This is a genomic window from Spongiibacter sp. IMCC21906 (assembly GCF_001010805.1).
GTDB lineage: Bacteria > Pseudomonadota > Gammaproteobacteria > Pseudomonadales > Spongiibacteraceae > Spongiibacter.
Window position 1 is genome coordinate 1,642,386 of sequence record NZ_CP011477.1, and the last position, 25,159, is coordinate 1,667,544.

General features: G+C 51.6%; 21 protein-coding genes. 12 read left to right on the forward strand and 9 right to left on the reverse strand.

Features of this window, described 5'->3' with window-relative positions; genetic code table 11:
- Positions 1-3: 3 nt before the first annotated feature.
- From IMCC21906_RS07500 to IMCC21906_RS07510, 3 genes are read right to left on the reverse strand one after another with little or no spacing between them, the layout of a single operon-like run.
- Entirely contained in the window at positions 4-672 is a 669-nt protein-coding gene (locus IMCC21906_RS07500) for an aminodeoxychorismate/anthranilate synthase component II (protein ID WP_047011651.1), read from the reverse strand.
- Positions 669-2,075: an anthranilate synthase component I family protein gene (locus IMCC21906_RS07505; protein ID WP_047011652.1), complete on the reverse strand. Its 1,407-nt coding sequence runs from the start codon at positions 2,073-2,075 to the stop codon at positions 669-671. The genes IMCC21906_RS07500 and IMCC21906_RS07505 overlap by 4 nt, the downstream gene beginning before the upstream one ends.
- Positions 2,076-2,087: 12 nt before the next feature.
- Positions 2,088-2,366, reverse strand: coding sequence for a Trp family transcriptional regulator (locus IMCC21906_RS07510; RefSeq protein WP_047011653.1), 279 nt, complete (start codon positions 2,364-2,366; stop codon positions 2,088-2,090).
- 253 nt (positions 2,367-2,619) lie between these two features.
- On the opposite strand from IMCC21906_RS07510, the gene IMCC21906_RS07515 reads away from it, so the two are divergent.
- The 6 genes from IMCC21906_RS07515 to eda all read left to right on the forward strand — a co-directional run bounded on the left by IMCC21906_RS07515 (position 2,620) and on the right by eda (position 7,264).
- Complete coding sequence (locus tag IMCC21906_RS07515; RefSeq protein ID WP_047011654.1) at positions 2,620-3,198, forward strand: aminodeoxychorismate/anthranilate synthase component II; 579 nt, start codon at positions 2,620-2,622, stop codon at positions 3,196-3,198.
- A 13-nt stretch (positions 3,199-3,211) separates the two neighbouring features.
- Complete coding sequence (trpD, locus tag IMCC21906_RS07520; RefSeq protein ID WP_047013235.1) at positions 3,212-4,249, forward strand: anthranilate phosphoribosyltransferase; 1,038 nt, start codon at positions 3,212-3,214, stop codon at positions 4,247-4,249.
- The gene (trpC, locus tag IMCC21906_RS07525) at positions 4,249-5,046 is read left to right on the forward strand and encodes an indole-3-glycerol phosphate synthase TrpC (RefSeq protein WP_047011655.1); all 798 of its coding nucleotides are present in this window, start codon (positions 4,249-4,251) and stop codon (positions 5,044-5,046) included. The genes trpD and trpC overlap by 1 nt, the downstream gene beginning before the upstream one ends.
- 112 nt (positions 5,047-5,158) lie before the next feature.
- Positions 5,159-5,569: a PaaI family thioesterase gene (locus tag IMCC21906_RS07530; RefSeq protein WP_047011656.1), complete on the forward strand. Its 411-nt coding sequence runs from the start codon at positions 5,159-5,161 to the stop codon at positions 5,567-5,569.
- A 171-nt stretch (positions 5,570-5,740) separates the two neighbouring features.
- Positions 5,741-6,604 carry an S-formylglutathione hydrolase gene (gene fghA / locus IMCC21906_RS07535; RefSeq protein ID WP_047011657.1) on the forward strand — a complete coding sequence of 288 codons (864 nt, stop codon included), beginning with the start codon at positions 5,741-5,743 and terminating at the stop codon, positions 6,602-6,604.
- Between the two features lie 42 nt (positions 6,605-6,646).
- On the forward strand, positions 6,647-7,264 hold the full coding sequence (gene eda, locus IMCC21906_RS07540) for a bifunctional 4-hydroxy-2-oxoglutarate aldolase/2-dehydro-3-deoxy-phosphogluconate aldolase (protein ID WP_047011658.1): 618 nt from the start codon (positions 6,647-6,649) through the stop codon (positions 7,262-7,264).
- A 62-nt stretch (positions 7,265-7,326) separates the two neighbouring features.
- Here the strand turns inward: eda and edd are convergent, their stop codons facing one another.
- From edd to IMCC21906_RS07565, 5 genes are all read right to left on the reverse strand, one after another.
- Positions 7,327-9,135 (reverse strand): phosphogluconate dehydratase, encoded by a 1,809-nt coding sequence (gene edd / locus IMCC21906_RS07545; protein ID WP_047011659.1) that lies wholly within the window; start codon positions 9,133-9,135, stop codon positions 7,327-7,329.
- A gap of 46 nt (positions 9,136-9,181) precedes the next feature.
- A complete protein-coding gene (pgl, locus tag IMCC21906_RS07550) occupies positions 9,182-9,877 on the reverse strand; it encodes a 6-phosphogluconolactonase (protein WP_197085974.1) in 696 nt (231 codons plus the stop codon).
- The gene (zwf, locus tag IMCC21906_RS07555) at positions 9,867-11,330 is read right to left on the reverse strand and encodes a glucose-6-phosphate dehydrogenase (RefSeq protein WP_047011660.1); all 1,464 of its coding nucleotides are present in this window, start codon (positions 11,328-11,330) and stop codon (positions 9,867-9,869) included. Before zwf ends, pgl begins: the two co-directional genes overlap by 11 nt.
- Positions 11,331-11,726: 396 nt before the next feature.
- Complete coding sequence (locus IMCC21906_RS07560; protein ID WP_047011661.1) at positions 11,727-12,371, reverse strand: glycosyltransferase family 2 protein; 645 nt, start codon at positions 12,369-12,371, stop codon at positions 11,727-11,729.
- Between the two features lie 173 nt (positions 12,372-12,544).
- Positions 12,545-14,959, reverse strand: coding sequence for a TonB-dependent receptor (locus tag IMCC21906_RS07565; RefSeq protein WP_231580331.1), 2,415 nt, complete (start codon positions 14,957-14,959; stop codon positions 12,545-12,547).
- Positions 14,960-15,482: 523 nt separating this feature from the next.
- On the opposite strand from IMCC21906_RS07565, the gene fabV reads away from it, so the two are divergent.
- The 5 genes from fabV to IMCC21906_RS16300 all read left to right on the forward strand — a co-directional run bounded on the left by fabV (position 15,483) and on the right by IMCC21906_RS16300 (position 20,860).
- Positions 15,483-16,673, forward strand: a complete 1,191-nt coding sequence (gene fabV, locus IMCC21906_RS07570; RefSeq protein ID WP_047011662.1) for an enoyl-ACP reductase FabV — start codon at positions 15,483-15,485, stop codon at positions 16,671-16,673.
- A gap of 151 nt (positions 16,674-16,824) precedes the next feature.
- Positions 16,825-18,171: an MATE family efflux transporter gene (locus IMCC21906_RS07575; protein WP_047011663.1), complete on the forward strand. Its 1,347-nt coding sequence runs from the start codon at positions 16,825-16,827 to the stop codon at positions 18,169-18,171.
- A gap of 103 nt (positions 18,172-18,274) precedes the next feature.
- Positions 18,275-19,126: an MBL fold metallo-hydrolase gene (locus tag IMCC21906_RS07580; protein ID WP_047011664.1), complete on the forward strand. Its 852-nt coding sequence runs from the start codon at positions 18,275-18,277 to the stop codon at positions 19,124-19,126.
- A complete protein-coding gene (locus IMCC21906_RS07585; protein ID WP_047011665.1) occupies positions 19,123-20,172 on the forward strand; it encodes a putative zinc-binding metallopeptidase in 1,050 nt (349 codons plus the stop codon). The genes IMCC21906_RS07580 and IMCC21906_RS07585 overlap by 4 nt, the downstream gene beginning before the upstream one ends.
- Positions 20,173-20,317: 145 nt before the next feature.
- Positions 20,318-20,860, forward strand: a complete 543-nt coding sequence (locus IMCC21906_RS16300; RefSeq protein ID WP_052763431.1) for a YfaZ family outer membrane protein — start codon at positions 20,318-20,320, stop codon at positions 20,858-20,860.
- 91 nt (positions 20,861-20,951) lie between these two features.
- Here IMCC21906_RS16300 and IMCC21906_RS07595 read toward each other — a convergent pair whose 3' ends face one another.
- On the reverse strand, positions 20,952-22,436 hold the full coding sequence (locus IMCC21906_RS07595; protein ID WP_047011666.1) for a YdiU family protein: 1,485 nt from the start codon (positions 22,434-22,436) through the stop codon (positions 20,952-20,954).
- Positions 22,437-22,651: 215 nt separating this feature from the next.
- Here IMCC21906_RS07595 and plsB point away from each other — a divergent pair, with 215 nt between their 5' ends.
- On the forward strand, positions 22,652-25,147 hold the full coding sequence (gene plsB / locus IMCC21906_RS07600) for a glycerol-3-phosphate 1-O-acyltransferase PlsB (protein WP_082117402.1): 2,496 nt from the start codon (positions 22,652-22,654) through the stop codon (positions 25,145-25,147).
- Positions 25,148-25,159: the final 12 nt, after the last annotated feature.

Genomic DNA, 25,159 nt, shown 5'->3' on the forward strand with positions numbered 1-25,159 from the left:
TGTTTAGGCCGCAGACGAGAACAAAAAGTTTCTAATCAGCTCTTTGCCGCCTTCGGTAGCAAAGGATTCTGGGTGGAACTGAATGCCATGAATCGGGTATTCCCGGTGTTGTATCCCCATCACTTCAAAGTCGCCGCCTTGCTGAATACGGGCGATATCATTAAAGCTGCCTGTGGGGAAATCACCCACCAGTGCGGTGAGTTCCAAGCAATCTGGAAAGGATTCAGCCTCGGCCATAAGTGAGTGATAGCGCATCACTTCGAGCTGGTCGGGGATGTTAGTAAACATACCTTGGCTGGTGTGCGTAATAGGGCTGATTTTACCGTGCATGGGCAGTGGTGCTTTAACCACCTTGCCACCAAAAACGTGAACAATACCCTGCATACCTAAACATACGCCTAGTAGCGGCGTGGTTTTACCTAGGGTTAAAATGACCTCGGCACATACACCAAAATAGTGTTCGTCGTCTGGCGAACCGGGGCCTGGCGAAATGATAATCCGGTCCGGTGCCATGGCTTTGATTTGTTCCAGGCTGATCTCGTCGTTGCGTTTTACCACAATGTTAAAATCATCTACTTGGCCCAGATTTTTTTCGGTATTTAAAATCTCGCCAATATATTGATAAAGGTTGTAGGTGAAGGAATCATAGTTGTCGATAATTAATACGTTCACGATGCATTTCCTTCTGGCTTGTCCTCGGTCATAAACATATCCAAGACTTTTTTGGTGCCGGCAAACTTACGGCGAATTTCTTCCCATTCATCGTCGGGGTTGGAGTCGTAGACGTTGCCGCCACAGGTTTGCACATAAGCCTGTTCGCCGTTGGCAAACACGGTGCGGATGGGAATGGCAAAGGTACAATCGCCATTAAAAGAGAAGTGACCTACCGCGCCACCGTAAGGGCCGCGACCGTCACCTTCGAGCTCATTGATCACTTTCATTGCTTCAATTTTGGGGGCGCCAGTCAGGGTGCCCGCCGGGAAATTGCTGGCTAGCGCAGAAAACATATCTTCGCCTTCGGCCATGATGCCGACAATCTCGCTGGAAATATGCTGCACATGACTGAATCGTTTAATGTCCATCAGGTTGCGTACTTTTACGGTGCCAAACTGGGCGACCCGACCAATATCATTGCGGTGTAAATCGACAATCATATTGTGCTCGGCAATTTCTTTGGGGTCGTTTAACAGGGTGCGGGCCAGTGCGGTGTCTTCTTTTTCATCGATGCCGCGCCGAGTTGTGCCCGCCAAGGGGAAGGTTTCCATCTCGCCCTGACGCAAGCGGAACAGCAGTTCTGGGCTGGCACCGATTAATCGCTGTTCAGCAAATTTAACGTAGTACATTTGTGGCGAGGGATTGAGCTCTCGCATTTGTTCATAGATATTGATGGTGTCGCCTTTCAGGCGGAAGCGTTTTTTAAAGCCCACTTCGGTCTGAAAAATTTTGCCGTCAATAATATCCTGTTTCACTTTCAAAACGGCGGCACGATGATCGTCCCGACTCATGGTTTCGCCATCCGCACTCACCTGTAACGGCCCGTTAACGGTGTCCTCTGTGGTGAGCAGAGTTTCAATCTCATCGATGCGACTGTTGTTATAGTAGAAATAAATGAGCTCGCCGGTCATTTTGTCCAGAATCAAACCGTCTTTAAACAGGCCAAAGCGAAAGGCATCGAACATCTCGCTGGCTTGAATATTTAGGCTGGGCTCAAAGTAGTTCATGGCGTCGTAGCCTAAATATCCGGTTAAGCCTCCGGCATATTTCCTGGACAGAATATTCTGGGGCACGATGTCCCGGAGCAGCTTATAGGGATTGTCGCTGGAATAGTCTGTTTTGCTGCCGTCCCGCTCTTCAATCGTCAGAGTATTGCCATTGGCGTACAGCAACTGTTCGGGATCAAAACCGATAATGGAATGACGGGCCATATGACTGTCTTCACCCAGTGACTCCAAATAAAAGCAGTTTTCATAGCGGCGCTCGATTTTTTTAAACAGGCCAAAAAAATCGCAGCCGGCGGTAATGGTGATGTAATGCGGCTTGCGGGGTAGCTGCAAGCGCGGTGGAATTTGGCTCATACAATCTCTACTTTATTCGGGTGAGTGTTGTTCTGTGTTTTGTTTCATGGCCCGAGAACCTCGAGTCACTGTGGCAATACCGACGCCTAGTTGCTCGGCAATCTGACGTTGGGGGAGCCCTTGTTCTAGCAATTTAAAAATCTGCAGGCGCTTGCTGATTTCTGCCATTTCAGCGGGCGTGAGCAGGCTGCTGAGTAATTGCTCCAGCGTCTCGGCATTGTTGGCAGTCAGCAGGTGTTGCAAAAGCTCTTGCTGATATTGCTGCGTGTTATTCTTGCTTGTTGTATTCATGTACTAGTACACTATCACAAATTGTCTTGGGGTCAACTGATATTATTGTGATGTTTGTTGAACTGTTGGTGAGTCTTCAAGGTGTCAGCGCGAGGGGTAGGGCGAATAGCCGGGATGTTTTAAACCTTTGCCCTTGCGTACAATGCGCTTCGGCTTATTGGCGTGGCCAGTAAGCCGAATGAGCAAGAATTTTATTTAAAGTACTACCACCACGGGATGTCCCTGTTGCGGAATCAAGAGTGAGACAACAGCAATGCTGTTGATGATAGATAACTACGATTCTTTTACCTACAACGTGGTGCAGTATCTCACTGAGCTTGGCGCGGAGGTGGTGGTGCGGCACAGCGACCAGATCAATGTAGAAGAGATTCGCACATTGGCACCGACACATATTGTGGTGTCCCCTGGGCCCCGTACGCCCGATCAAGCCGGTGTGTCGATAGCTGCGATTAGCGCTTTTGCGGCTAAGGTGCCGGTGCTGGGGGTTTGCTTAGGGCATCAGTGTATTGGTCAAGCCTTTGGGGGCCGAGTGGTTCGGGCTAAGCAAGTGATGCATGGCAAGACGTCAGCCATTTATCATCGCGGCCAAGGGGTGTTTACTGGTTTGAATATGCCGTTTACGGCGACTCGCTACCATTCTTTGGTGGTGGATAAAGCCAGTTTGCCAGATTGTCTTGAATTGACCGCCTGGACACAAAATGCGGCGGGGGAGGTCGATGAGATCATGGGGCTGCGGCATAAAACATTGAATGTAGAAGGGGTGCAGTTTCATCCCGAATCGATTCTGTCTGAGCAGGGGCATGAGTTGCTAAAGAATTTTTTGGAGCGCTGAGATGAGTGAGAGCATGGATATTAAAACGGCCTTGGGTCGGGTGATACAGCAACTGAGCTTAAGCACTGAAGAAATGGCCTCAGTGATGGGCGATATCATGACCGGCCAGTGCAGCGACGCTCAAATTGGCGCTTTTTTAGTGGCGCTGCGTATGAAGAGCGAAAGCATTGATGAGATTGAAGGCGCCGCAAAAGTCATGCGCGAGCTGGCAACCCCGGTAGAACTGGGTGATTTAAAGCACGTGGTGGATATCGTCGGTACGGGTGGTGATGGCGCCAATCTATTTAATGTCTCCTCGGCCAGTAGTTTTGTGGTGGCTGCAGCGGGAGGCCATGTTGCCAAGCACGGTAATCGGTCCGTGTCGTCTAAAAGCGGCAGTGCCGATTTGCTGGAATCCGCGGGTATCAATCTTAATTTAAGCCCTGAGCAAGTCGCCCGTTGTATTAAAGAGGTGGGGGTGGGTTTTATGTTTGCGGTTAATCACCACACTGCGATGAAACATGCCATTGGCCCGCGTAAGGACATTGGTCAGCGCACTATATTCAATATTCTTGGTCCTCTGACGAATCCCGCTGGTGCCCAGCGGTTGTTATTGGGGGTATTTAGCGCCGAGCTGTGTCGTCCCTTGGCGGAGGTGCTTAAACGCCTTGGTGCTGAGCATGTGATGGTGGTGCATTCTAAAGATGGCCTCGACGAAATAAGTTTGGCGGCCGAGACGCAGGTGGTAGAACTGAAAGCCGGTGACATCACGGAATATACACTGCGGCCCGAGGACCTCGGCTTAAAAAGCCAAACCTTGGTCGGGCTGGATGTGGCGGATAGCGTTGCCTCGCTGGCCTTGATTCGGGATGCCTTTGGTAAACGTAGCAGCGAAGCTGCGAGTAAAGCGGCAGATATGATCGCGTTAAACTCGGGGGCGGCACTTTATGTTGCCGGAGTGGCCAATACGCTACAACAAGGTGTGTCACTGGCAGAAGATGCTATTTACGGCGGCCGGGCATTGGAAAAAATGACCGAACTGTCGGTATTTAGTCAGGGGTTTGCAAACTGATGACAGCACCCACTATTTTACAAAAAATTGTCGACCGCAAATGGCAAGAAGTCGCCCAACGCAGTGCGGCGGTCTCTATTGCTCAGCTCAAAGAGCAGGCGGCCATTGCAGACGCGCCCAGGGGGTTTGTAACGGCGATGGATAGCAAACTCCAGGCGGGGCAGTCAGCAGTGATTGCCGAAATCAAAAAAGCCTCCCCTTCAAAAGGGGTGATTCGAGAAGACTTTCACCCCGCTGAAATAGCGAAGAGCTATCAGGCCGGTGGTGCGGCGTGTTTATCGGTGTTGACGGACGCCGATTTCTTTCAGGGCAGCGAGGCCTATTTACAGGCCGCCCGGGCAGCCTGCCAGCTACCGGTAATCCGCAAGGACTTTATCGTTGATCCCTATCAGGTTTATGAGGCGAGGGCGATTGGAGCAGATTGTATTCTGCTGATCGCGGCGTGCTTGGATGACAGCCAAATGGCGACGTTAAATGCGTTGGCGATAGAGTTGGGCATGGATGTGTTAATTGAGGTGCACAACGCTGAAGAGCTTCAACGGATCTTGCCGTTGGGAAATCGCTTGGTAGGGATAAACAACCGCAATTTGCATACTTTTGAGACGGCACTGAGCACGACCTACGACTTGCTTGATCAAATTAGCGCAGCGCATATTGTTGTGACTGAAAGCGGTATTCACAACCGGGACGACGTTGAAGCTATGCGCCAGCATCAGGTAAATAGCTTTCTGGTGGGGGAGGCATTTATGCGCGCAGCCGACCCCGGTGAACGTCTTGCAGAACTGTTTGCACAGTAATTATTTTTTTGTCACGGAGCTTGGTAACGATATCGACGGCTAAGGGCGGTGTAACCGTCGCCAGTGGCCATTTCTTTTTGCGCGATATGCGTGAGCAACAGGGATATTTTATATGAGTAGTAAAAATATACCGGACGGTTTTGAAAAATTTATTGTTGACTCACCCTTCGATAATCATTTTGGTGATATTTATACCAAGGAAATTGACGGACGCTTGGTAACAGGATTTTTGGTGTCAGAACAGCATCTTAATGTTGCGGGTAATTTACATGGTGGGGCGATTGCCTCGTTTGCTGACTGGCAGGTACTGGCCGCCAAGCATCAAGAGAATATTACGGCACATACCCCAACCATTAATTTGTCGGTGGATTATTTGAGCCCTGGCCTGCTAGGCGATTGGTTGGAGAGTTACGTCACCTTGCAAAAGCGCACCGGCCGCATGTTGTTTACCCGGACTGAAATTCGTCGTGGCGAAGATATTATTGCACGTTCCAATGCGATCTATTCAATTCGACACAGCTGATTTTCCGCTGCTGAGAAATGGTCTTTTTCCGGGTGTTTTCCTGCTCGGCATCGGTTTTGATTTTTAATCTCCCTTCCTTGCACGGTATATTGGTTACCGTTTAGCGGTCACGCAACTCACTGTGACCGTCCAATCAATAATCGCTATCACAAAAAGATCTAGGAGTGCGTCATGGAACAGCTGGCCAGTAATCGGAGTTTTGGCGGGCAGCAATTGCGTTATAGCCATCATTCGGCCACCTTGGCTTGTGCAATGACTTTTTCAATTTATTTGCCCCCACAAGTTAATGAAGGCCAGAGACGAGGCGATAGTCAGCAAAAAGTTCCAGTGCTCTATTGGTTGTCGGGCTTGACCTGCACCGATGAAAACTTTGTGACCAAGGCCGGGGCTCAGCAAGCTGCGGCAGAGTATGGCGTTGCCATTGTGGCCCCGGATACAAGTCCCCGGGGCGATGGCGTGCCCGACGATGGTGAGGGCAGCTATGACTTTGGCTTGGGAGCGGGCTTTTATGTTAACGCCACCCAAGCGCCTTGGCACCAGCATTACCAGATGTACGATTACATCGTGAAAGAATTACCCGCTCTGATTGAGTCTGAGTTTCCGGTTGATGGCAGCCGCAGTGCTATTTTTGGTCACAGCATGGGTGGTCATGGGGCGCTGACCATTGCTTTGAATAATCCGGGCCGATTCCGTTCGGTTTCTGCTTTTGCGCCAATAAGTTCGCCAACCCGCTGCCCTTGGGGTAAAAAGGCCTTGTCGGGTTATCTGGGTAATGATGAAACACACTGGGAAAAATACGATGCCAGCTTGTTGATGGCCAAGGCGGAAGAAAAACTGCCAATGCTGGTTGACCAAGGTGGAGCTGATCAATTTCTGGAAGAGCAATTGCGACCAGAATTGCTAGTTGCGGCGGCACAAGCCAATGCCTACCCGCTAGAAAGTCGAATTCAGCCTGGCTACGACCATAGCTACTTTTTTATCGCCAGTTTTATTGGCGAGCATATTGCATTTCATAGCCAGTATCTGAAAGCCTGAATACTGGGTTCCAGCCATAACGAAATCATTCCGGAGTAGCTAATGAACGATGCGCTTACCGTATTAAAAAAAGCAGCGCCGGTGATGCCGGTCGCCGCGTTTCAATCGATGGATCACGCGAGAGCTTGTGCGGAGCTTTTTGCTGAGGCCAAGGTGCCTGCAGTAGAAGTGACGTTGCGACACCCTGATGCATGGCAGATGATTAAGCTGTTCAAGGAGCTGATGCCGTCGGCCTTAATTGGCGTCGGTACGGTCGTTAATCGTCGACAAATGCTGAGGGCGATGGATGAAACCGATTTTGTGATTAGCCCGGGGTTTTCAGCCGAGCTGTCGGCAATGGCTCGCAAAACCCTCACCACTTATATTCCGGGGGTGGCAACGGCCACTGAGGTGATGACGGCGATGGCAGAGGAGCATAGTGTGTTTAAGCTTTTTCCTGCCTCGGCGGTGGGGGGAATTAAATTATTAAAAGGCTTGGCCGGCCCCTTTGCTGACGCCGTATTTTGCCCAACTGGGGGGATATCCAGCAGCGATTATCAAGATTACCTGGCGCTGGATAATGTTGTTTGTGTGGGCGGCACGTGGATTGTTCCCAGTGAAGAAAAACTGAAGGCCGATCCAGATGCCTGCTTACAAGCGCTTAAGGATTTATACCAGTAGCGTGCCAGCAGAGTAGCGTTATGACTCCCCCTTTTAATTAACCAACAAGCATGCTTATTGGATTAATAAAAGCTGGCAGCACCTTGTTCTGGGGTTCCCGCATTGGCTCGCATACTGCTAAACAAATCTCTACCGTAGCCGTCGTGATAACCACTCAAGTCCATAACGGTGGCAGGTCTGGCGGCGAGCTCATCGGCGCTCAGTAATACATCCAGGGTACCGGCCTCTGCATCGAGCCTCAGTATATCGCCGTCTTGTAATCTGGCGATGGGGCCGCCATCGATGGCTTCGGGATAGAGGTGGATGGCTGCAGGCACTTTGCCGGAGGCTCCGGACATCCGGCCGTCGGTGACCAGCGCCACTTTAAATCCTCGCTCTTGAAGTACGCCCAGGTAGGGCGTGAGTTTGTGCAGTTCGGGCATGCCATTGGCTCGAGGGCCCTGAAAGCGCACAACGGCGATAAAGTCTTTTTCCAGCTCACCTCGGTCAAAGGCGGCTTTGATATCTTCCTGGCGATTAAAGACCACTGCTGGCGCTTCGACGATGCGTTGCTCCGGTTTTACCGCCGACGTTTTGATAATGCTGCGGCCGAGTTTGCCGGTCAGCAGCTTCATACCCCCCTCTGGAGCAAAGGGCTTATCTGCAGAGCGTAATACCGCTTCATCTGCGCTATTGGTTTGCACAGGCTGCCATTGCAGGGTGTCGCCTGCCAGTGTGGGCATGCGGCTATAGTGATCCAGACCTTCGCCCCACACGGTTTTGACATCACCGTGGAGCAATCCGGCATTTAATAACTGAGAAATCACAAAGCCTGTGCCACCCGCGGCGTGGAAGTGATTGATGTCGGCGGTGCCATTGGGGTAAATACGGCACAGCAGCGGCGTGATGTGAGAAAGGTCTTCGTAGTCGTGCCAGTCGATGATGATACCCGCCGCCCGGGCAATCGCGATCCAGTGAATGCTGTGATTGGTGGAGCCGCCGGTGGCCATTAAAGTCACTAGCGCATTGACGATACAGCGCTCGTCTACCACCTCGGAAATAGGCGTGTAATTGGGGCCCAAGTCGGTGATTTTACAAATCCGCTCAACGGCGGCCTGGGTTAATTTTTCCCGTAGGGTATTGTTGGGCGGCACAAAGGCGTTGCCGGGTACATGCAAGCCCATGGCTTCCATCAGCATTTGATTGCTGTTGGCGGTGCCGTAAAACGTGCAGGTGCCTTCGCTGTGATAGCTGCTGGCTTCTGCTTCCAATAACTCTTCCTGACCGACTTTTCCCTCGGCAAAAAGCTGGCGGACTCGGGCTTTTTCATCGTTGGCTAAACCTGAGTGCATCGGGCCGCCAGGCACCATAATGACGGGAAGATGGCCAAAGCTGAGTGAGCCGATCATTAAACCGGGAATAATCTTATCGCAGACCCCTAAACACAGGGCGGCGTCAAACATGCTGTGGCTCAAGGCGATGGCGGTGCCCATAGCGATGTTGTCCCGGCTGAACAGGCTCAGTTCCATGCCCTCCATGCCCTGGGTCACGCCGTCGCACATGGCAGGAACGCCGCCCGCCACTTGCGCGCTGCAGCCCATGGCTGCGGCGGTTTGGCGAATTAACTCGGGGTAGTTTTCCAGCGGTTTATGGGCAGAGAGCATGTCGTTGTAGGCGGTGACAATGCCGATATTGGCAGCTTCTTCCAGACGAATACGATTTTTGTCACCGTCGCCACAGGCGGCAAAGCCGTGGGCGAGGTTGCTGCAGGACAGGTGGCCACGCTGAGGGCCTCGGCGGCGCATGGCATCGCATTTGTCCAGATACACTTTGCGGCTGGCTTCACTGCGTTGGCGAATACGGTCTGTCACTTTTACAACAGCGGGGTGCATAGGGTGCTCCCAGAAGTAGGGTGAATGGGTGTTGCTGGTTTGCGGATTAGGGTGCCCAGTAAATCTCTACTGGCACCTTGTCCTGATGCAATACGATGGAAATGGGATAATCGGCGCCTTTAAACAATGCCTGTTCCAGCAGTTCGCGTTTGGTTTTTCCGGTCAGCTGGATAAATACATGTCGACTATCGAATACGGCCGCAGGGCTCAGTGACAATCTTGGATAGGGCGCGCTGTTGGGATGAACGGCAAGGCAACGTTGTTTGCTGATATTTTGCAGCGTTTGGTATTCCGGGGCATCGTGAAACCACGACGCAGTGTGGCCGTCACTACCCATTCCCAAGTGCACAACATCCAGTGGCCAAGGCAGCTCTTCGAGTATTTCCTCAACGGTGAACTGACCATCTTTTGCTAATTCGTCATCGGTTTTTAAACTGAGGTACTGGCAATGTGCCGCCTCACCTTTAAGCAGCGTTTGTCTAAGCATATTTTCGTTGCTGTCGTCGTGGTCGGTGGCTAACCAGCGCTCGTCTACCAGCAGTACGTGAATACGGGACCAGTCTAATGGTTCACTGGCCAGCCGGGTGAGCATGCCTTTGGGCGTACTGCCACCCGACACGGCCAAACTCGCTTCTCCGCGTTCGTTGAGGGCGGCGGCCAGGGTTTTGCTGATTTTTTTTACCAGAGCCTCGTCCAGTGCAGTACTGTCTGGCAGGCTGTTCATCAGGGGCTTATTGCTCATGCCAACTCCTGTTGGATTTTTCCGGCAAGGCCAATGCTGAGTTAGGACCCATTGTACCGGCCACGTAGGCTTTGGGTTTGACGCCCGCATCTTGCCAGGCGTCGATAATGCCGTCGACCCACTCCCAGCAGGCCTCCACTTCATCGCGGCGCATAAATAGTGTTTGGTCGCCCTCTAGCACGTCTAGCAGCAGCCGTTCATACGCTTCGTGATGTTGGCTTTCGTCATGCAATTCAGAGTCCATATTGAGTTCGACTTGCTCGAGTTTGAGTTGTCGGCTCAGGCCTGGTTTTTTGTTGAGTTTATACAGGGTGATGTTTTCTTCGGGTTGTAGGCGAATGACCAGTTTATTGGACAGGTCATTGGGGTCACCTTCAAACAGGGAAAAGGGGTGTTTTTTAAACTCCACCACAATTTCAGAAAAGCGCCGGGTCAGGCGTTTTCCGGTGCGAAGATAAAAAGGGGTGCCTTCCCAGCGCCAGTTATGCACCTCGGCTTCTATCGCCACAAAGGTTTCGGTGGCGGCGCTGTCTTCAAAGCCGGTTTCATCTAAAAATCCCGATACAGGCTGGCCTTGCACGGCACCGGCACTGTACTGGCCGCGCACGGTTTTCGCTTTGGCATTGTCGGCAGTAATGCCGCGCATTGCCTGCAGCACTTTGACCTTTTCGTCGCGGATGGTATTGGGCTTGAGGTTGGCCGGGGGCTCCATTGCCACCAGACACATCAGTTGCAATAAGTGATTTTGTACCATATCCCGCAGGGCGCCGGTTTTAGCGTAGAAGTCCCCGCGACCGCCAACACCGATATCTTCCGCCACGGTAATTTGAATATTGTCGATATGCTGACTGTTCCACAGCGGGCCAAATAAGGCGTTGCCAAAGCGCAGTACCAACAGATTTTGAACGGTTTCTTTTCCTAAGTAATGGTCGATGCGAAAGATATTGCGCTCTGAAAATACCTGCTGTACTTCGCTGTTAATGGCAGAACAACTTGCCAAATCGTGGCCCAAGGGCTTTTCCAGTACTACGGCGGCATTGCTATCCACCATGCCAGAACTGTTGAGGTTGCGACAGATAGGGGTGTACAGGGTGGAAGAAGTCGCCAGATAGAACACTTTTTTATGGGGTGAGTCGCTTTGAGTCAACTCTGCAAGCCGGGCATAGTCACCGGGATTGTCCACGTCTAAATGCAAAAAGTGCAGTTTGGCTGCAAAACTTTGCCAGTGGTGTTGGTCCCAAAAGTGGCGGGGCAAGTATTCCTGCATTTTGTCGAATACCAGCTGCCGGTACTCGGCATCGCTGCTCGCCGAGCGGCCCAGCGCATAAATGGCGCTGACCTTATCCAAAAGCCCCTCTCTCTGTAGCTTGTACAAAGCCGGTTGCAGTTTTCGTAATGCCAAATCGCCAGTGCCGCCGAAAATGACAAGTTGGGTATGTTGGGGGTCACTCATTGCTGCGTCACTATCCACTGTTTGGGGCCACTTAGTTAAGACCACTAGAGCCAAAAATTGCGCCTTTTAGTAAGCCGTCAATACTTGCTGCCAGGCGAGTGTCGATGTCGCTGAGTACTGGCAAATCAGAGGTTTACTGTTTTTGCCGCTCTTTTGTTATATCACAGCTGTGGCTAAACAACAGGGGGGTGAGGGAGATTTCGTTCACTGTTTGGGGTTGGGGTTTGCTCTAGAGCCCATGAGAAGGGCATCGAAAAATAGGCTTTTATACTCGGAGAATTTGCTGATTTTGCTCATCTTGATCGGGCTGTGGCGTATTTTTGGCGTTGGAACTTGTCTTCTGACTTAATCATAGAATGACTTTACTGAGAAGGGTGGAGGAGTCTGGGCGGATTGTTAGCGGCCTTTGTAAGAGCGTATGAGCCAAGGCAACAAGTAAAATACTTGCCGAAGATGAAACCAGGCGATTCGACGAGGCTTAGTATTGGTTCGCAAGTGGATAGGCACATCGACAATTTTGGCACCCTTGGAGGCCGCTTCTAGGCTTAGTACGCCACAAATACAGGCGCCGGGAATATGCAATGATTTTGCCAGCGAGCTACGCATTGCCCGTAACCCCGTACCGGAATCGCCAACGGTGGTTTTTTGGGTGGCCAGCCAAGTGAGAAACCGTTCGGATGGGCGTGGCGGCGTTTGGCGTTGACCTTGAACCATATCGGCCACCCCGGCATGAATGGGAGCGACTAGCGCGGTAATGTCGGTGGGGTTAAATTCGCCGTCGGCATCGATAGTGATAATAATCTCGCCCTTGGCGACGGCAATGCCCGCTTTAATGGCCTGGATATAGCCTTGATTACGAGGTTGTTGGACAACGCAGGCGCCAAGCTCTCTGGCGATTTTGGCGGTTTGATCACGGCTACCATCGTCCACCACGATGATTTCATCAACATGGGGACGCAGTTCTTGCAGGGTCTTGGCAATGCGGCTGGCTTCGTTAAACGCGGGAATCACTGCGCTGGTTTGTATTGGGGCATCGCTCATACACGCTCCGGGTTTTACGCGCAGCCATTGACGCCGCGGTTCTGGAATTTGAGGCCACGGGGAGGGCAAATAATTCCCTATGAATTTGGCTGGGCCAAAAAATGAGCTTCCTCAGGGCGTTTTGAGCTGTTCTAAGCGTTGAGGCTGCGCTAGTGGCTAAGTCTGCAAAGGGATTAAAACCGATAATACAAGTCGATTCCGTAGCTGGCAGGCTCGCCCCAAATGACTGATCGGTCGGCCTCGGGGAGATTGTCGATAGCGCTGACTTCGTATTCTTCATCCAGAATGTTTTTAGCCCATATTGCAATGCCCATATTACCCCCGGATAAGGGCACGTCGCTCAGGGTCAGTCTGGCATTGAGTAGGTCATAGGCGCGGAGCTCGGTGTTTTTTATATTGTCGCTTCGGGAGCCGCCGTTGCGCTCATCCAGATAATTCCAGCCGAGGTTAAGGCTGACGCGTCCCCAATCCCGAGCTAATACGGTGTAGTCTGCGGCAAAGGAGAAGGAGTTTTCTGGTGCCGAAAAGAACACAAATTGGTCGCTGGCATCGGCGCCATTAATATCTGTAGCCTTGGTCACTTCGGTGTTGAGGTAAGCGTAGCTAAACATCAACATAAGATCCCGGTTAAACAAATAGGTGATGTCAGATTCAAAACCCCACATCTCAGCCTCGCCGGCATTCGTGACCTTGGTGTCTGCTACGGTGCCCGCCAAAATAAAATTCAGCTGCATATCTTGGTAGTCACTAAAAAACACATCGGCATTGACCCGCAGGCGATGACGAAACAGCTCGGTTTTAAAACCGAGTTCGTAGGAGGTCACATACTCTGGGGCGAAGCCCTCGGCATAACCAAACCCATAGTCGATGCCATCACTGGCTTCGCCTTGCTTGCCATCCCGCTGGGGGTCACGGGTATTAAAACCGCCGGACTTGTAAGCTTCGACCATTTTTATATACAGAGTGCTGGACTCGGCAATATCTGCGGCGGCAATCATGCTGATGGCGTCGTTACTAAAATCTTGGGAAGCAGATAGATTGTTAAACTCACGGCAGCTGGCTGTGCCATCGCTGCATAGCGCAGCGGTGACATCAATGGGGACGGCCGCCGTTTCAATAATGGTGATGTCTTGTTGGTTTTTAATCGCTTGGCGTTGGTCTTCTGAGTGACGTAGCCCTAGGGTGAAATGCAGGCGGTCTTGCCAGAGTGGCGGCGTCCACGTGAGCTGGCCGTACAGTGCCATCGCTTCATTTTCGATATCGTAGCGTTGGCTAAGAAAGTTAACGGCACGAATGGATGTGCCAGTGTTCAGCAAATCTGATATGACCCCACCCAAAATAGGCACCTGACCAAAAGCCTCTTCAAAATTGGGTACGCCCAAATTAGCGGGGCCACTGAGTTGATGGTGCAAGGGGCCGTTGTCTTCTACTGCCTCTTCATAGAAGTAATACGCCCCGAGAATATACTTAAGCCGTTGCTCAAAGAGTTCGCCGCTTAGCTGCAGTTCATGGGACCACTGCTGTTGGTCGACGATGGGTTTTACAAGGGGGGTACATTGCCCGGGCCCGGCTACGAGTCGGGCGGCTTGCCCGCAGTATGGACTGGTATCCAAACGAAACACGGATTTGCTTTGGTTGTTGATGCCGTGGGCATCTTGGCCCGCAGATAAGCCCCGGCCACCGCCCAGGTCGGCGTAGGATTCATCGAAAAGCTGGCGATAAGAACCAATGTACTTTACTTGCAGTGTATCGAAATCGTGGCTGATGGTAAGTGCGTGACCTTCAATTTCGGTATAAGACCCTTGAAATGGCGTGACGGTTGCCAGCTCATCCTGAAAATTGGTGGCGTAAACGCTGCTGGGTTGGGCATTGATTAAGTCGGCTTGGCTTCCGGCAACCGGGGTGCGGGGCCGAATGTGTTGGTAATGGTTGTTGTAATAATCTATTTCTGATCGGTCATAGGCGTAATCGACGCTAAGGCTGTCGGTGGCATTCCAGCGTAGATCAATGCGGTAACCATTGAGATCGCTGCCACCAAAATCGCCACCGGGGCCGGTGTTGTCAACGTAGCCATCTTGTTGCGCGAAAAGGGCACCAAATTTGACAGCCAAGCTGTCGGTTATCGGTACATTGATCGAGGTTTTACTGCTGAATAAATTGCGACTGCCGGTGCTGAGTTTTTGTTTGACGCTAAACTTCTCGGTGCTGGGTCGGGAGGTGATGAGATTTATGGCACCGCCGGTGGTGTTGCGGCCATAAAGCGTACCTTGGGGACCGCGTAAGACCTCAATGCGTTCCAGGTCGGCTACATCCATTGCGGCGCCGGTGGACCGGGCAATATAGACTCCGTCCAAATACACGCCAACGGGCGGGTCTTGGGTAATTTGCGCGTCAGAAATACCAATGCCGCGAATAAAGACCCTCAAGGTGCCGTTGTTGATGGGGAAGGGCTCAATGGTAAGGCTGGGCACCAGCGAGTGAATATCTTTTAAGCCGTTAATTCCCTCAACGTCAAGCCGCTCTTCGCTAAATGCGGCGAGTGAAATAGGAATTTCTTGCAGAGGTTCGCTGCGCTTCTGGGCCGTCACGGTAACCTCTTCCAGCCTTGGGCGGGTTTCTGGGGCAGCGTGGGCGAGAGTAACAGTGGTGTGGGCGGCAAGCAGATAAAGACAGGATTGGTAAAGCCTGAAAAAACAATAGTGTGTAATAGAGAGAAGGGGCTGCAGCCTGCTTGCTCCCGTGAAAGTACCGATGGTGGTAAGCTGTATTGCTCGGTTTGCCGTGGGCAGTGCCATGCTTAAAATAATAACCTTATGGTCAAAGCTAGTAAAACAACCGGGTTAGCGGCGGTGGCGTAGTGCGTTTATGTAATTTATATCGCCAGATGTTTTTTGTATTGTCGACTGTCTCATACTGGGCGTGGGAAGCTAAGCATTCTTTTAGTGTCAGACCCTAATCGTGAAATAGTGCCAGTTAACGGCAAATTTCAAGGGATTATAATAAGGGTAATTACGGTATGTTGACGCCGAGTATTAGTGACTGCGGCAAGTGCTGGTTATAATGCCGCGTTAAATCGATTGCCTATTAATAATTTTGGAGCAGGGAAACCCTATGATCATTAAGCCCCGTGTACGCGGTTTCATGTGCGTGACCACCCATCCGGTGGGATGTGAGGCCAATGTCAAACAGCAAATTGACTACGTTAAAGCTCAGGGCCCGATTGGGAACGGCCCAAAACGCGTTCTTGTGATTGGCTCTTCTACAGGCTATGGCTTGGCGTCGCGCATTACTGCAGGGTTTGGCGCCGGGGCGTCGACCTTGGGGGTTTTCTTTGAGAAAGAAGGTACCGAGAAAAAGCCTGGCACCGCGGGTTGGTACAACTCGGCTGCGTTTCATAAGTTTGCCGATCAAGAAGGGCTCTATGCCAAAAGCATTAATGGCGACGCCTTTTCTGACGAAATTAAAGAAAAAACCATTGCTCAGATCAAAGCCGATTTAGGCCAGATTGATCTGGTGGTATACAGTCTCGCCTCGCCGCGTCGCCAGCACCCTAAAACGGGTGAAGTGCATATGTCGACCTTGAAGCCCATCGGTAAAGATGTAACCCAGCGCGGCATTAACACCGACAAAGAAACCATTGAGTCGGTGACGCTTCCCGCTGCTAGCGATGAAGATATTGCTAACACCGTTGCGGTCATGGGGGGGGAAGATTGGCAAATGTGGATTGACGCCCTGGACGATGCCGGGGTGCTGGCCGATGGTGCTAAAACCACGGCTTACACCTATCTAGGCGACCGTATTACCTGGGATATTTATTGGCACGGCACTATTGGCGCCGCCAAAAAAGACTTGGACAAACGCGTGCTAAACATCCGTGAACGTCTTGCCAAGAAAGGTGGCGATGCCCGGGTGTCGGTATTGAAAGCGGTGGTAACCCAGGCCAGCTCGGCGATACCCATCATGCCTTTGTATTTGTCTTTGCTGTTTAAAGTGATGAAGGCCGATGGCAGTCACGAAGGTTGTATTGAGCAAGTTTATGGCCTGTTTAATAACAGCTTGTATGGCAGTTCGCCCATTACCGATCAAGAAGGTCGCCTGCGTGCCGACAGCTTGGAAATGCGCCCAGAAGTCCAAAGTGCAGTGGCCAAGATGTGGGAAAAAGTCGAAACTGAGAACGTGCATGAAACCACCGATTTCGTCGGTTACAAACAAGAGTTTCTTAAACTGTTTGGTTTTGGCATCGACGGTGTCGATTACGAGGCCGATGTTGATCCGGTAGTGCCGATTAACAATCTGGTTTAATTCAATTTCACTTCCATTGCGGTAAGGAGGCTATATAGCCTCCTTTTTTATGCCTGTTTTTTGTTGTCTATTTGTCGAGTCAATGGACGATGGGTTTGCGGTCCGGGGCGGGCTGGGCTAGAGTGTTGCCGCTTTTTTCGTAGAGTCCATCATGTCCCTTACTTCCCGTCAGGAGCTCCACCAACAGCTGCGTATTGCGTTGCCAATTTTTGGCGGCCAGCTGGCCCAATCCGGCAACGGTTTTGTGGATACGGTGATGGCAGGCCGAGTGTCGGCCCTTGATTTGGCGGGGGTGGCGGTCGGCGCCAGTATTTGGGTGCCGGTGTTTTTATTTATGACCGGCTTGCTGATGAGTGCCACCTCGGTGATGTCCCGGCATCTGGGGGCCGGTCAGACTGAACGGGTGAACCCCCTCGTTCAGCAGACGGTTATGCTGGCGCTGGTGGCAGGGTTGCTGGCGTTTTTCATGCTGAGGTATACCGGACCTTTATTAGTGTGGATGGACGTAGAACCTAACCTTCGGCCGATGGTGCAAGCGTATTTGCAGGGCTTAAGTTGGGGGATGCCTGCCATCGCGCTGGTGTTGGCACTGCGCAGTTACACTGAAGCGATGGCCCATACTCGGCCGGTGCTGTGGATTAGTGTGATTGGCTTGCTGGTCAATATTCCCGTTAACTATGTACTGATTTACGGCAAGCTGGGTTTTCCGGCGATGGGCGGCGTGGGCTGCGGTTGGGCCACTTCGGTAGTGATGTGGCTGATGGCGGTATTGATGCTGTTGTATGTTGCTAAGCACAAAGCCTATAAAACGGTGCCCTTAAGCATCAAGCCTTGGCGCTGGGAGCCGCAAAATCTTTGGTATTTGTTTAAGCTCGGCTTGCCCGTTGGTCTGGCCATTTTCTTTGAAGTGAGTATTTTTGCGGTTATTGCCTTGCTGTTGAGCAGGGAAGGAGCAGAAATAGTCGCAGGCCATCAACTCACTCTCAATTTTACCTCCCTGGTATTTATGATGCCGCTGAGTTTTGCCTTGGCGGCCACCGCGCGGGTCGGTTTGGCGCGGGGGCGCAAAAACCCCACTGAGCTGCGTCAGGCCATCGTCATCGCGTTTAAAATTACCTTAGTCATTGGCGTTAGCGCCGCCTTGTTGTTGGTGCTCAATCGCCAGTGGATTCCGCATATTTACACGGATAATCCGCAGGTTACCGAGCTGGCCACTTATCTGTTGTTGTTTGCTGCGCTATATCAGATTTCTGATGCCTTACAGGTGACCGCCAATGGTTGTTTGCGGGGCTTTGAAGACACGGCAATCCCTATGTTGTTGACCCTCATTGCTTATTGGGGAATAGGTTTGCCTGTGGGTTATGTTTTGGCCCTCACCGATTATCTCGGTCCAGCGATGGGCCCCAGTGGGTTCTGGCTGGGCCTGTTCGCTGGTTTGAGCAGCTCGGCAATCCTGTTGGGTGCAAGGTTGCGTTGGCGGATGAGTCAATATGATTAATCAGTGGCTTGTTACGCAACTGACACCGTTTTTATTTTATTTAAGTTAGCGCATCATAGTATGTTGCTGATGGAGCAATCTTTGATCTGATCAGGAGTCTTGGATGAGTAGCCTTGTGCCCGGGGTATTAGACGCAATACTCCCCGATGTTTACCGAGTGCTTGCACCCAACCCCAGTGTGATGACTGGGCCGGGCACCAACACCTATCTGCTGGGCAGTAAAAATATTACTGTACTTGATCCCGGCCCTGACTTGCCTGAACACATTAATGCGATTATCGCGGGCATAGAGGCAATTGGCGGTGTGTTGGAGCGGGTTGTTGTGACCCATACCCATACCGATCACTCCCCCGGTGCCGCGACCCTCGCCAAGCGCTTTGGGGTGCCGGTGGTGGGCTCGCCAATTGCCGACGACGGCTATCAAGATGACAGTTTTAGCTCAGACGCTAGCCTGGCACATGGAGAAAACCTCGATGTTGACGACAGTAAACTGGAGGCGATTTATACTCCGGGGCATGTCGGCAACCATTATTGTTTTCTGCATCATAAAAGTGGTGCCGTGTTTACCGGCGACCATATTATGCAAGGCTCGACGGTGGTGATTATTCCCCCTTCTGGTGATATGGCAGATTACGTCGACTCCTTGCAGCGTTTACTGCGTTATCCCATTCGCTATTTGGCACCAGGGCATGGTTCGGTCATTGATGAACCAGAAGCTGAAATTAAAAAACTCATTGCCCACCGCCAAGGCCGGGAAGACAAAATTGTTAATGCCATGACATCGGTAATAACCGCGAACTTAGATGAACTGCTCCCCATTGCCTACGACGATGTGCCCGAAAGCATTTATCCCGTCGCTCGGCTGTCATTATTGGCGCATATATTAAAGCTACAACGAGAAGGCAAAGCTGAAGAACAGGCTGGTAAGTGGTCATTATGTAGCCGTGCAATATGAAAATTTTTAGCTGTCAGCAGTGCGGTCAAACCCTGCTCTTTGAAAATACCCAGTGCCAGCGTTGTGGTGTAAAGCTGGGGTATCTTCCCGCGAGCGGAGTGTTATCGGCATTGCTAGACGAGGGTGAAAGCTACAAAGCACTTGCTGATGCCGATGCGACTTCTCGTTGGGTTTACTGCAGCAACGCCGCTCACCGGGTATGTAATTGGTTGCTGCCTGCTGGCGCGGAAACCACGCTCTGTGAATGTTGTGAGTTAAACCGACATATTCCCGACCTTGCGGATCCCGGTCAGCAAGAGGCGTGGCAAGAGCTGGAGTTTGCAAAACATCGGCTTGTTTACAGTCTGCATCGCTTTGGCTTGCCAATACAGCAAGGGCTGCGGTTTGATTTTATTTCTACCAATCGGCCGATTCCGCCGGGGGCTACGGCCAGTACGGGACATGCATCGGGTCAAGTCACCATTACCACCGACGAGGCTGACTCTGCCGAGCGGGAACAACACCGGGTCGATATGGATGAGCCCTACCGTACCTTGATTGGCCATTTTCGTCATGAAGTGGGGCATTACTATTGGGAGCAACTGCTGCAAGCCGACCCGCAGCGCTTGCAGGGGTTTCGGGATTTATTTGGTGATGACACGCTGAATTACCAACAGGCATTACAGCAACATTATGAACATGGCCCAGCGGCAAACTGGCAGGCGCAGTATATTAGCGCTTACGCTAGCAGCCACCCTTGGGAAGATTGGGCCGAAACCTGGGCGCATTATTTCCATTTGGTGGATACGCTAGAAACCGCCCACGCCTTTGGTCTGTCTTTGCAACCGCAAGCAGGGGTAGACGCTGTGATGGCGATGACTGCGGATATTGATCCCTATGTGCATAAAGATTTTGATGAGCTACTTAACCGGGCACTGCCACTGACCTTTGCGGTCAATAGCTTAAATCGAAGTATGGGACAGCCTGATCTTTATCCCTTTGTGCTGTCATCAAAGGTAAAAGACAAGCTGCGGTTTATCCATAACTTGTTGCTAGAATACCGCTAAAAATGCTGTGTGGGCCGGTCTGGCTGCAGACATTGCCACGATTTCTGGTTATGGTAGCCAGCATTAAATTGGCTCTGAAAAGCACTTCACGCTGCCTTGATTTTCACAGGCGACTTAAACCGTTTTATTGAGGAGAAATACACGAATGAATCGACGTCTTATTGCCGCAGCAAGCCTTTTGACTATTGCCAGCAGCTCAGCATTGGCCGGTGGCGTGGCATTTCGTTTTGGAGAAGACAGCTTCGGTGCTTCTATTGCGGGTGATATCAGCTCAGAAAGCAGCGCCCAGTTTGACTGGCTGCATCATGAGGATGGCGCAGACATGATTGCCGCGGGTGTTTTTGCCAATGGTAAACGTGGGTCACTCACTGGACGTGTTGGCGCTAAAGCCATTGGCCTGGACGGTGACGACGCCGATATCGATGGTGGTGCAGTGGCCTTTGGCGGCGATTTGGGTTTGCCTTTGAATGATATTTTGCGTCTGCGTGCAGGGCTTTATTACGGCCCAGATGCTGTGGCCTTTGGTGATGTGGATGGATATAAGGAATGGTCAGTCAGTGCCGAATTCACTATTTTCCAAAACTCTGCATTGCAGGTGGGTTACGCCGAATATGAGTTTGATGCGGAAAATGGCGGCACATTCGAATTTGAAGACGGCTTGTTTGTGCGCTTGCAACTGCGCCTATAAACGACATTACGCAGTATGAAAAACGCCAGCGGCTTTTGATTTAGCCGCTGGCGTTTTTGGTTTTAATTATTTGAAGTGGGGGTGGCGAAGCTCAGGTGCCACAAAAGGTTTGCAACACCCGCTCTTCGGGCTTGGCCGGACGGGCATAATCCTGCCATTGACTGTGGTAGTGAAAAGGCTGTTCCAACACGGTAAGCAATTGGTGGAAACGGTCGAAATTGCCGTCTTGTGTTGCCGTCTGTATGGCTTCTTCTACCAAATGATTTCGGGGTATAAACACCGGGTTGGCCGCCAGCATTTGTTGCTGAGCTTGCGATGGTTGCAGCGGGTCTTGCTGCTGCCGGGTTTGCCAGCGTGCCAGCCATGGTGAAAACGTATCAGAAAACGTAAAAATATCGGCGATGCTTTCTATCTCGCCACTGCTGTGTGATAGCTCACTTAAACGCCGGAAGGCCAGCGTAAAATCACACTTTTCTTGTTCTAATAATGCCAGAAAATCTTGATACAGCTTTTCGTCGTCTTCGTCACAGCTTGTCAGCCCCAGTTTTGCAGCCATGCGTTGACGATAGGCAGAAAAGAAAATATCGGGAAACTCATTCAACACCTGCTGGGCCATTTCCACCGCCATCTCCATATTCTCATCCAGCAGTGGCAACAAACACTGGGCAAGCTGGGCCAGATTCCATTGGGCAATGGCGGGTTGGTTGCCAAAGGCATAACGACCTTGGGCGTCAATAGAGCTGAATACCTTGCCGGGATGATATTCTTCCATAAAGGCACAGGGGCCATAGTCGATGGTTTCGCCGCTGAGCAGCATATTGTCGGTATTCATCACGCCGTGAATAAAACCAAGGCTTTGCCATTGCGCAATGAGTTCAGCTTGGCGGTGCATAACTTCAGTAAACACGGCCAAGGCTGGAATGTCGGCAGATTCGGCGTCGGGAAAATGCCGTTGAATAAGGTGGTTTAGCAGCGTTTCAACTGCGTCGGTTTGGCCTTTGGCGGCAAAAAACTGCAGGCTGCCAATGCGTATATGACTTTTGGCAACCCGGGTGAGAATGGCGCCGGGCAACACCTGATCTCGATAAACCTGTTCGCCTGTTGTGACCGCCGCCAAGGCTCTGGTAGTGGGCACCCCCATAGCGAACATCGCTTCGCTGACAATATATTCTCTAATCACAGGCCCTAGCGGCGATTTGCCGTCGCCACCACGAGAATAGGGGGTACGACCTGCCCCTTTCAATTGAATGTCAAAACGCTGGCCCTGCTGGTCCAGTACTTCGCCAATCAAGATTGCTCTGCCATCGCCGAGTTGAGGGTTAAAACTGCCAAACTGGTGGCCGGCATAGACGGTGGCAATGGGATCGGCGCCTTCGGGCATCTGGTTGCCAGCGAGCATGGCCAGGCCATCGTCACTGGCGAGCCAGTCGGCATCGATATTCAGGGCGGTGGCTAAGTCACGGTTGACGCGAATCAGGCCAGGTTGGGGCGTGGTCGCTGGCAGTTGGCGACTATAAAAGCCCTCTGGCAATCGAGCGTAACTGTTATCAAAGCTGAGTTTTTTAGCGGGTGTCATAACAAAACCTGTCCCAGTGTGTGGGTAAAGTGTACTGGCATAGCGTCGCTGCTGACAGCCTGTCCTATACAGGTGGTAATGTGTTGTGGGCGACCTGGACGAGAATACCAGTTAGAATTGAGCTCTAAAATTTCCTGACCGACTTCCCAAAAATGGTGGCGACAATGACGCTAAATAATATCAGAAAGTCGGTATAACACGGTTTGTCATCACTTATGTCTTGGTTTAAACGTCTGTATTTTTTACTGTGCCGAATGATCGCCGCACCGGTGATGGCGTTGGTGAAACCCAGTCTGGTGCAGTTTGACGAATCCCTTGCCGAGACACTGGCGGGTAAACCGGTCTGCTATGTGCTGCGTCAATGCAGTTGGACGGATCGCTACCTTCTTGAGCGAGTATTGCGCAAGCAGGGCCTGCCAAACTTGCGCGCACGCCCTGGCATGCTACCTGATACCGAGCGAGCAGCTTGCCTTTACTGGCCGGTACTTAGCGGCCAGTTGGGTGAGAAGCGGCGGCAGCAGCTAATTGCCGGATTTCTTGCCGGAGAGGATCTGGCTGCCGGTGATTATCCGCTGCAAATTGTGCCGGTATCAATATTTTGGGGGCGCGACCCCGGTAGTGAAACGTCTTTTTTAAAGCTTCTTCTGGGTGACGGTAACCGTGGCGGGGTGTTGCGTAAGTTGTTGGTCATTATTGCCCAACGCAAAAATGTTATTTTGCATTTGGCTCAGCCGCTTAGCTTTGACAAGCTTCTTGAGCGCAACAGTGATCCCGGCAGTGCGGCTGCGGTGTTGTCCCGGACCCTATCGTTTTATTTCTCACGACGAAAGACAGCCACCCTTGGCCCCAGCCTGCTGTCTCGGCAGCAAATTATTAATGTGGTATTGCGCCGTCCGACAGTCAAAGAGGTGATGCGTGAGCAAGTGGACGCGGGCGAAAAACCCAATGTGGTCGACAAAAAGGCCCGTAAAATAGCGGATGAGATAGCGGCTAACTTTGACGCACGTTTATTGCGGGTGCTGGAGTTGGTGCTGAGCTGGATTTTCCGCAAGTTGTTTAGCGGTACTCGACTGCATCATGTTGAGCGCTTACGCCGCGCAGCAAATGATCGCCAGCTAGTGTATATGCCATCCCATCGCAGCCATTTAGATTATTTATTGATTTCCTATTCTTTGTATATCGAAGGTTTGGTGCCACCCCATATCGCCGCTGGGGTAAATTTGAATTTTTGGCCGGTGGGTGGACTGCTTCGGCGGGGCGGCGCCTTTTATATTCGCCGTAGTTTTGGTGGCCAAAAACTCTATTCGGTGATTTTTAAGTCTTATTTAGATGTACTGCTTGGCCGGGGTTATCCGGTGGAGTTTTTCCCCGAGGGGGGGCGCTCTCGTACCGGGCGACTGCTGCCGCCCAAGAAGGGACTGCTGAAAATGACGCTGGAAAGTTTTATCCAACAACCGGCGCGTAAAGTGGCGATTGTGCCCATTTATGTGGCCTACGATAAGCTGGTTGAGGGTGCCTCTTACGCCAAAGAGTTGCGGGGTGCTGCCAAAAAGAACGAATCGGCCGGTGGCTTGCTCAAAGCGCGAAAAATCTTTAAATCCTCCTATGGCAGCCCCCATGTTTCATTTGGCGAGCCCATCAGCTTGGACGAAACCCTCACGCGCATTGAACCCAACTGGCGACAGCGTGTGCAAGCCGGTGATTGTGGCTTTTTACCTCAAGTGGTTGACGAGATTGCCCAGGAAAATATGGAGCGAATTAACGCCGCCGCAGTGGTGAACCCCATTGGTTTGGTGTCGATGATTTTGCTGGCTAGTCCCCAGCGGGCCATGGCAAAAGATGAGCTGTTGTCGCAAATCGATCACTTTATTGAGTTGTTGTTGCGACTACCCTACAGCGCCGATATCAGCCTGCCCAGTGGTAGCGCAGAGGAGATTTTTGACCAAGCGGCGCGGACGGCAGGCTTGTCAGAAATTGAGCACCCGTGGGGGCCGATCATCACGGCGACCGGAAAAGAAGCAGTGATGCTCACTTACTATCGCAACAGTGTGATGCATGTACTGGCCATGCCCAGCTTGATCGCACGGTTTTTTCGGCACAGCCATAGTCTGATTGAAACGGAGTTAATTGACTCCTGTGTCTTGCTGTATCCCTTTCTTAAGCAGGAACTATTCCTCAACATTCCCGAAGCGAGTTGCCGGGAGGCGGTATGCCAGCAGATTGATAATTTGGTAGAAATTGGCCTGTTATTTAGAGATGAAAAGGGTGGTTTAAGCCGGGCATTGGTGGGTAGTGACGCCTATTCGGTATTAACGGGATTGGGGCGAATCCTCAGAGAAACCTTTGAACGCTATACCGTGAGCAGTTTGTTTTTGGTCGAAGATATTCGTAGCCAAGGTGCCAGTCGAACTGCCATCGAGCAGCATATTATTGAAATGGCTCAGCGACTGGCCATTCTAAGCGGCAGAGAAGCACCGGAGTATTTCGATAAAAATCTGTTTCGGGGTTATTTGGACACCTTGGTTCGACAGCGATTACTGAACGTTACCGAGTCGGAGGCGGGGCAATATTTAGAGCTGGACCCGCGACTGGAGGATTTATCTCGTCGCTGGGTTGCCTTGCTGGGACCCGACGTGCAGCAGAGCATGTTACAGTTAATTCGCAAACCGGAATTGATTCTCAGTGCCGCCACGCCTACACCTCCCTTGTAGTCAGCGCCCATG

Coding starts and splice junctions, on each gene's coding strand:
- IMCC21906_RS07505 (WP_047011652.1), bottom strand. CDS start 2,075: ATGAGCCAAATTCCACCGCGCTTGCAGCTACCCCGCAAGCCGCATTAC.
- IMCC21906_RS07510 (WP_047011653.1), bottom strand. CDS start 2,366: ATGAATACAACAAGCAAGAATAACACGCAGCAATATCAGCAAGAGCTT.
- IMCC21906_RS07515 (WP_047011654.1), top strand. CDS start 2,620: ATGCTGTTGATGATAGATAACTACGATTCTTTTACCTACAACGTGGTG.
- trpD (WP_047013235.1), top strand. CDS start 3,212: ATGGATATTAAAACGGCCTTGGGTCGGGTGATACAGCAACTGAGCTTA.
- trpC (WP_047011655.1), top strand. CDS start 4,249: ATGACAGCACCCACTATTTTACAAAAAATTGTCGACCGCAAATGGCAA.
- IMCC21906_RS07530 (WP_047011656.1), top strand. CDS start 5,159: ATGAGTAGTAAAAATATACCGGACGGTTTTGAAAAATTTATTGTTGAC.
- fghA (WP_047011657.1), top strand. CDS start 5,741: ATGGAACAGCTGGCCAGTAATCGGAGTTTTGGCGGGCAGCAATTGCGT.
- eda (WP_047011658.1), top strand. CDS start 6,647: ATGAACGATGCGCTTACCGTATTAAAAAAAGCAGCGCCGGTGATGCCG.
- edd (WP_047011659.1), bottom strand. CDS start 9,135: ATGCACCCCGCTGTTGTAAAAGTGACAGACCGTATTCGCCAACGCAGT.
- pgl (WP_197085974.1), bottom strand. CDS start 9,877: ATGAGCAATAAGCCCCTGATGAACAGCCTGCCAGACAGTACTGCACTG.
- zwf (WP_047011660.1), bottom strand. CDS start 11,330: ATGAGTGACCCCCAACATACCCAACTTGTCATTTTCGGCGGCACTGGC.
- IMCC21906_RS07560 (WP_047011661.1), bottom strand. CDS start 12,371: ATGAGCGATGCCCCAATACAAACCAGCGCAGTGATTCCCGCGTTTAAC.
- fabV (WP_047011662.1), top strand. CDS start 15,483: ATGATCATTAAGCCCCGTGTACGCGGTTTCATGTGCGTGACCACCCAT.
- IMCC21906_RS07575 (WP_047011663.1), top strand. CDS start 16,825: ATGTCCCTTACTTCCCGTCAGGAGCTCCACCAACAGCTGCGTATTGCG.
- IMCC21906_RS07580 (WP_047011664.1), top strand. CDS start 18,275: ATGAGTAGCCTTGTGCCCGGGGTATTAGACGCAATACTCCCCGATGTT.
- IMCC21906_RS07585 (WP_047011665.1), top strand. CDS start 19,123: ATGAAAATTTTTAGCTGTCAGCAGTGCGGTCAAACCCTGCTCTTTGAA.
- IMCC21906_RS16300 (WP_052763431.1), top strand. CDS start 20,318: ATGAATCGACGTCTTATTGCCGCAGCAAGCCTTTTGACTATTGCCAGC.
- IMCC21906_RS07595 (WP_047011666.1), bottom strand. CDS start 22,436: ATGACACCCGCTAAAAAACTCAGCTTTGATAACAGTTACGCTCGATTG.
- plsB (WP_082117402.1), top strand. CDS start 22,652: ATGTCTTGGTTTAAACGTCTGTATTTTTTACTGTGCCGAATGATCGCC.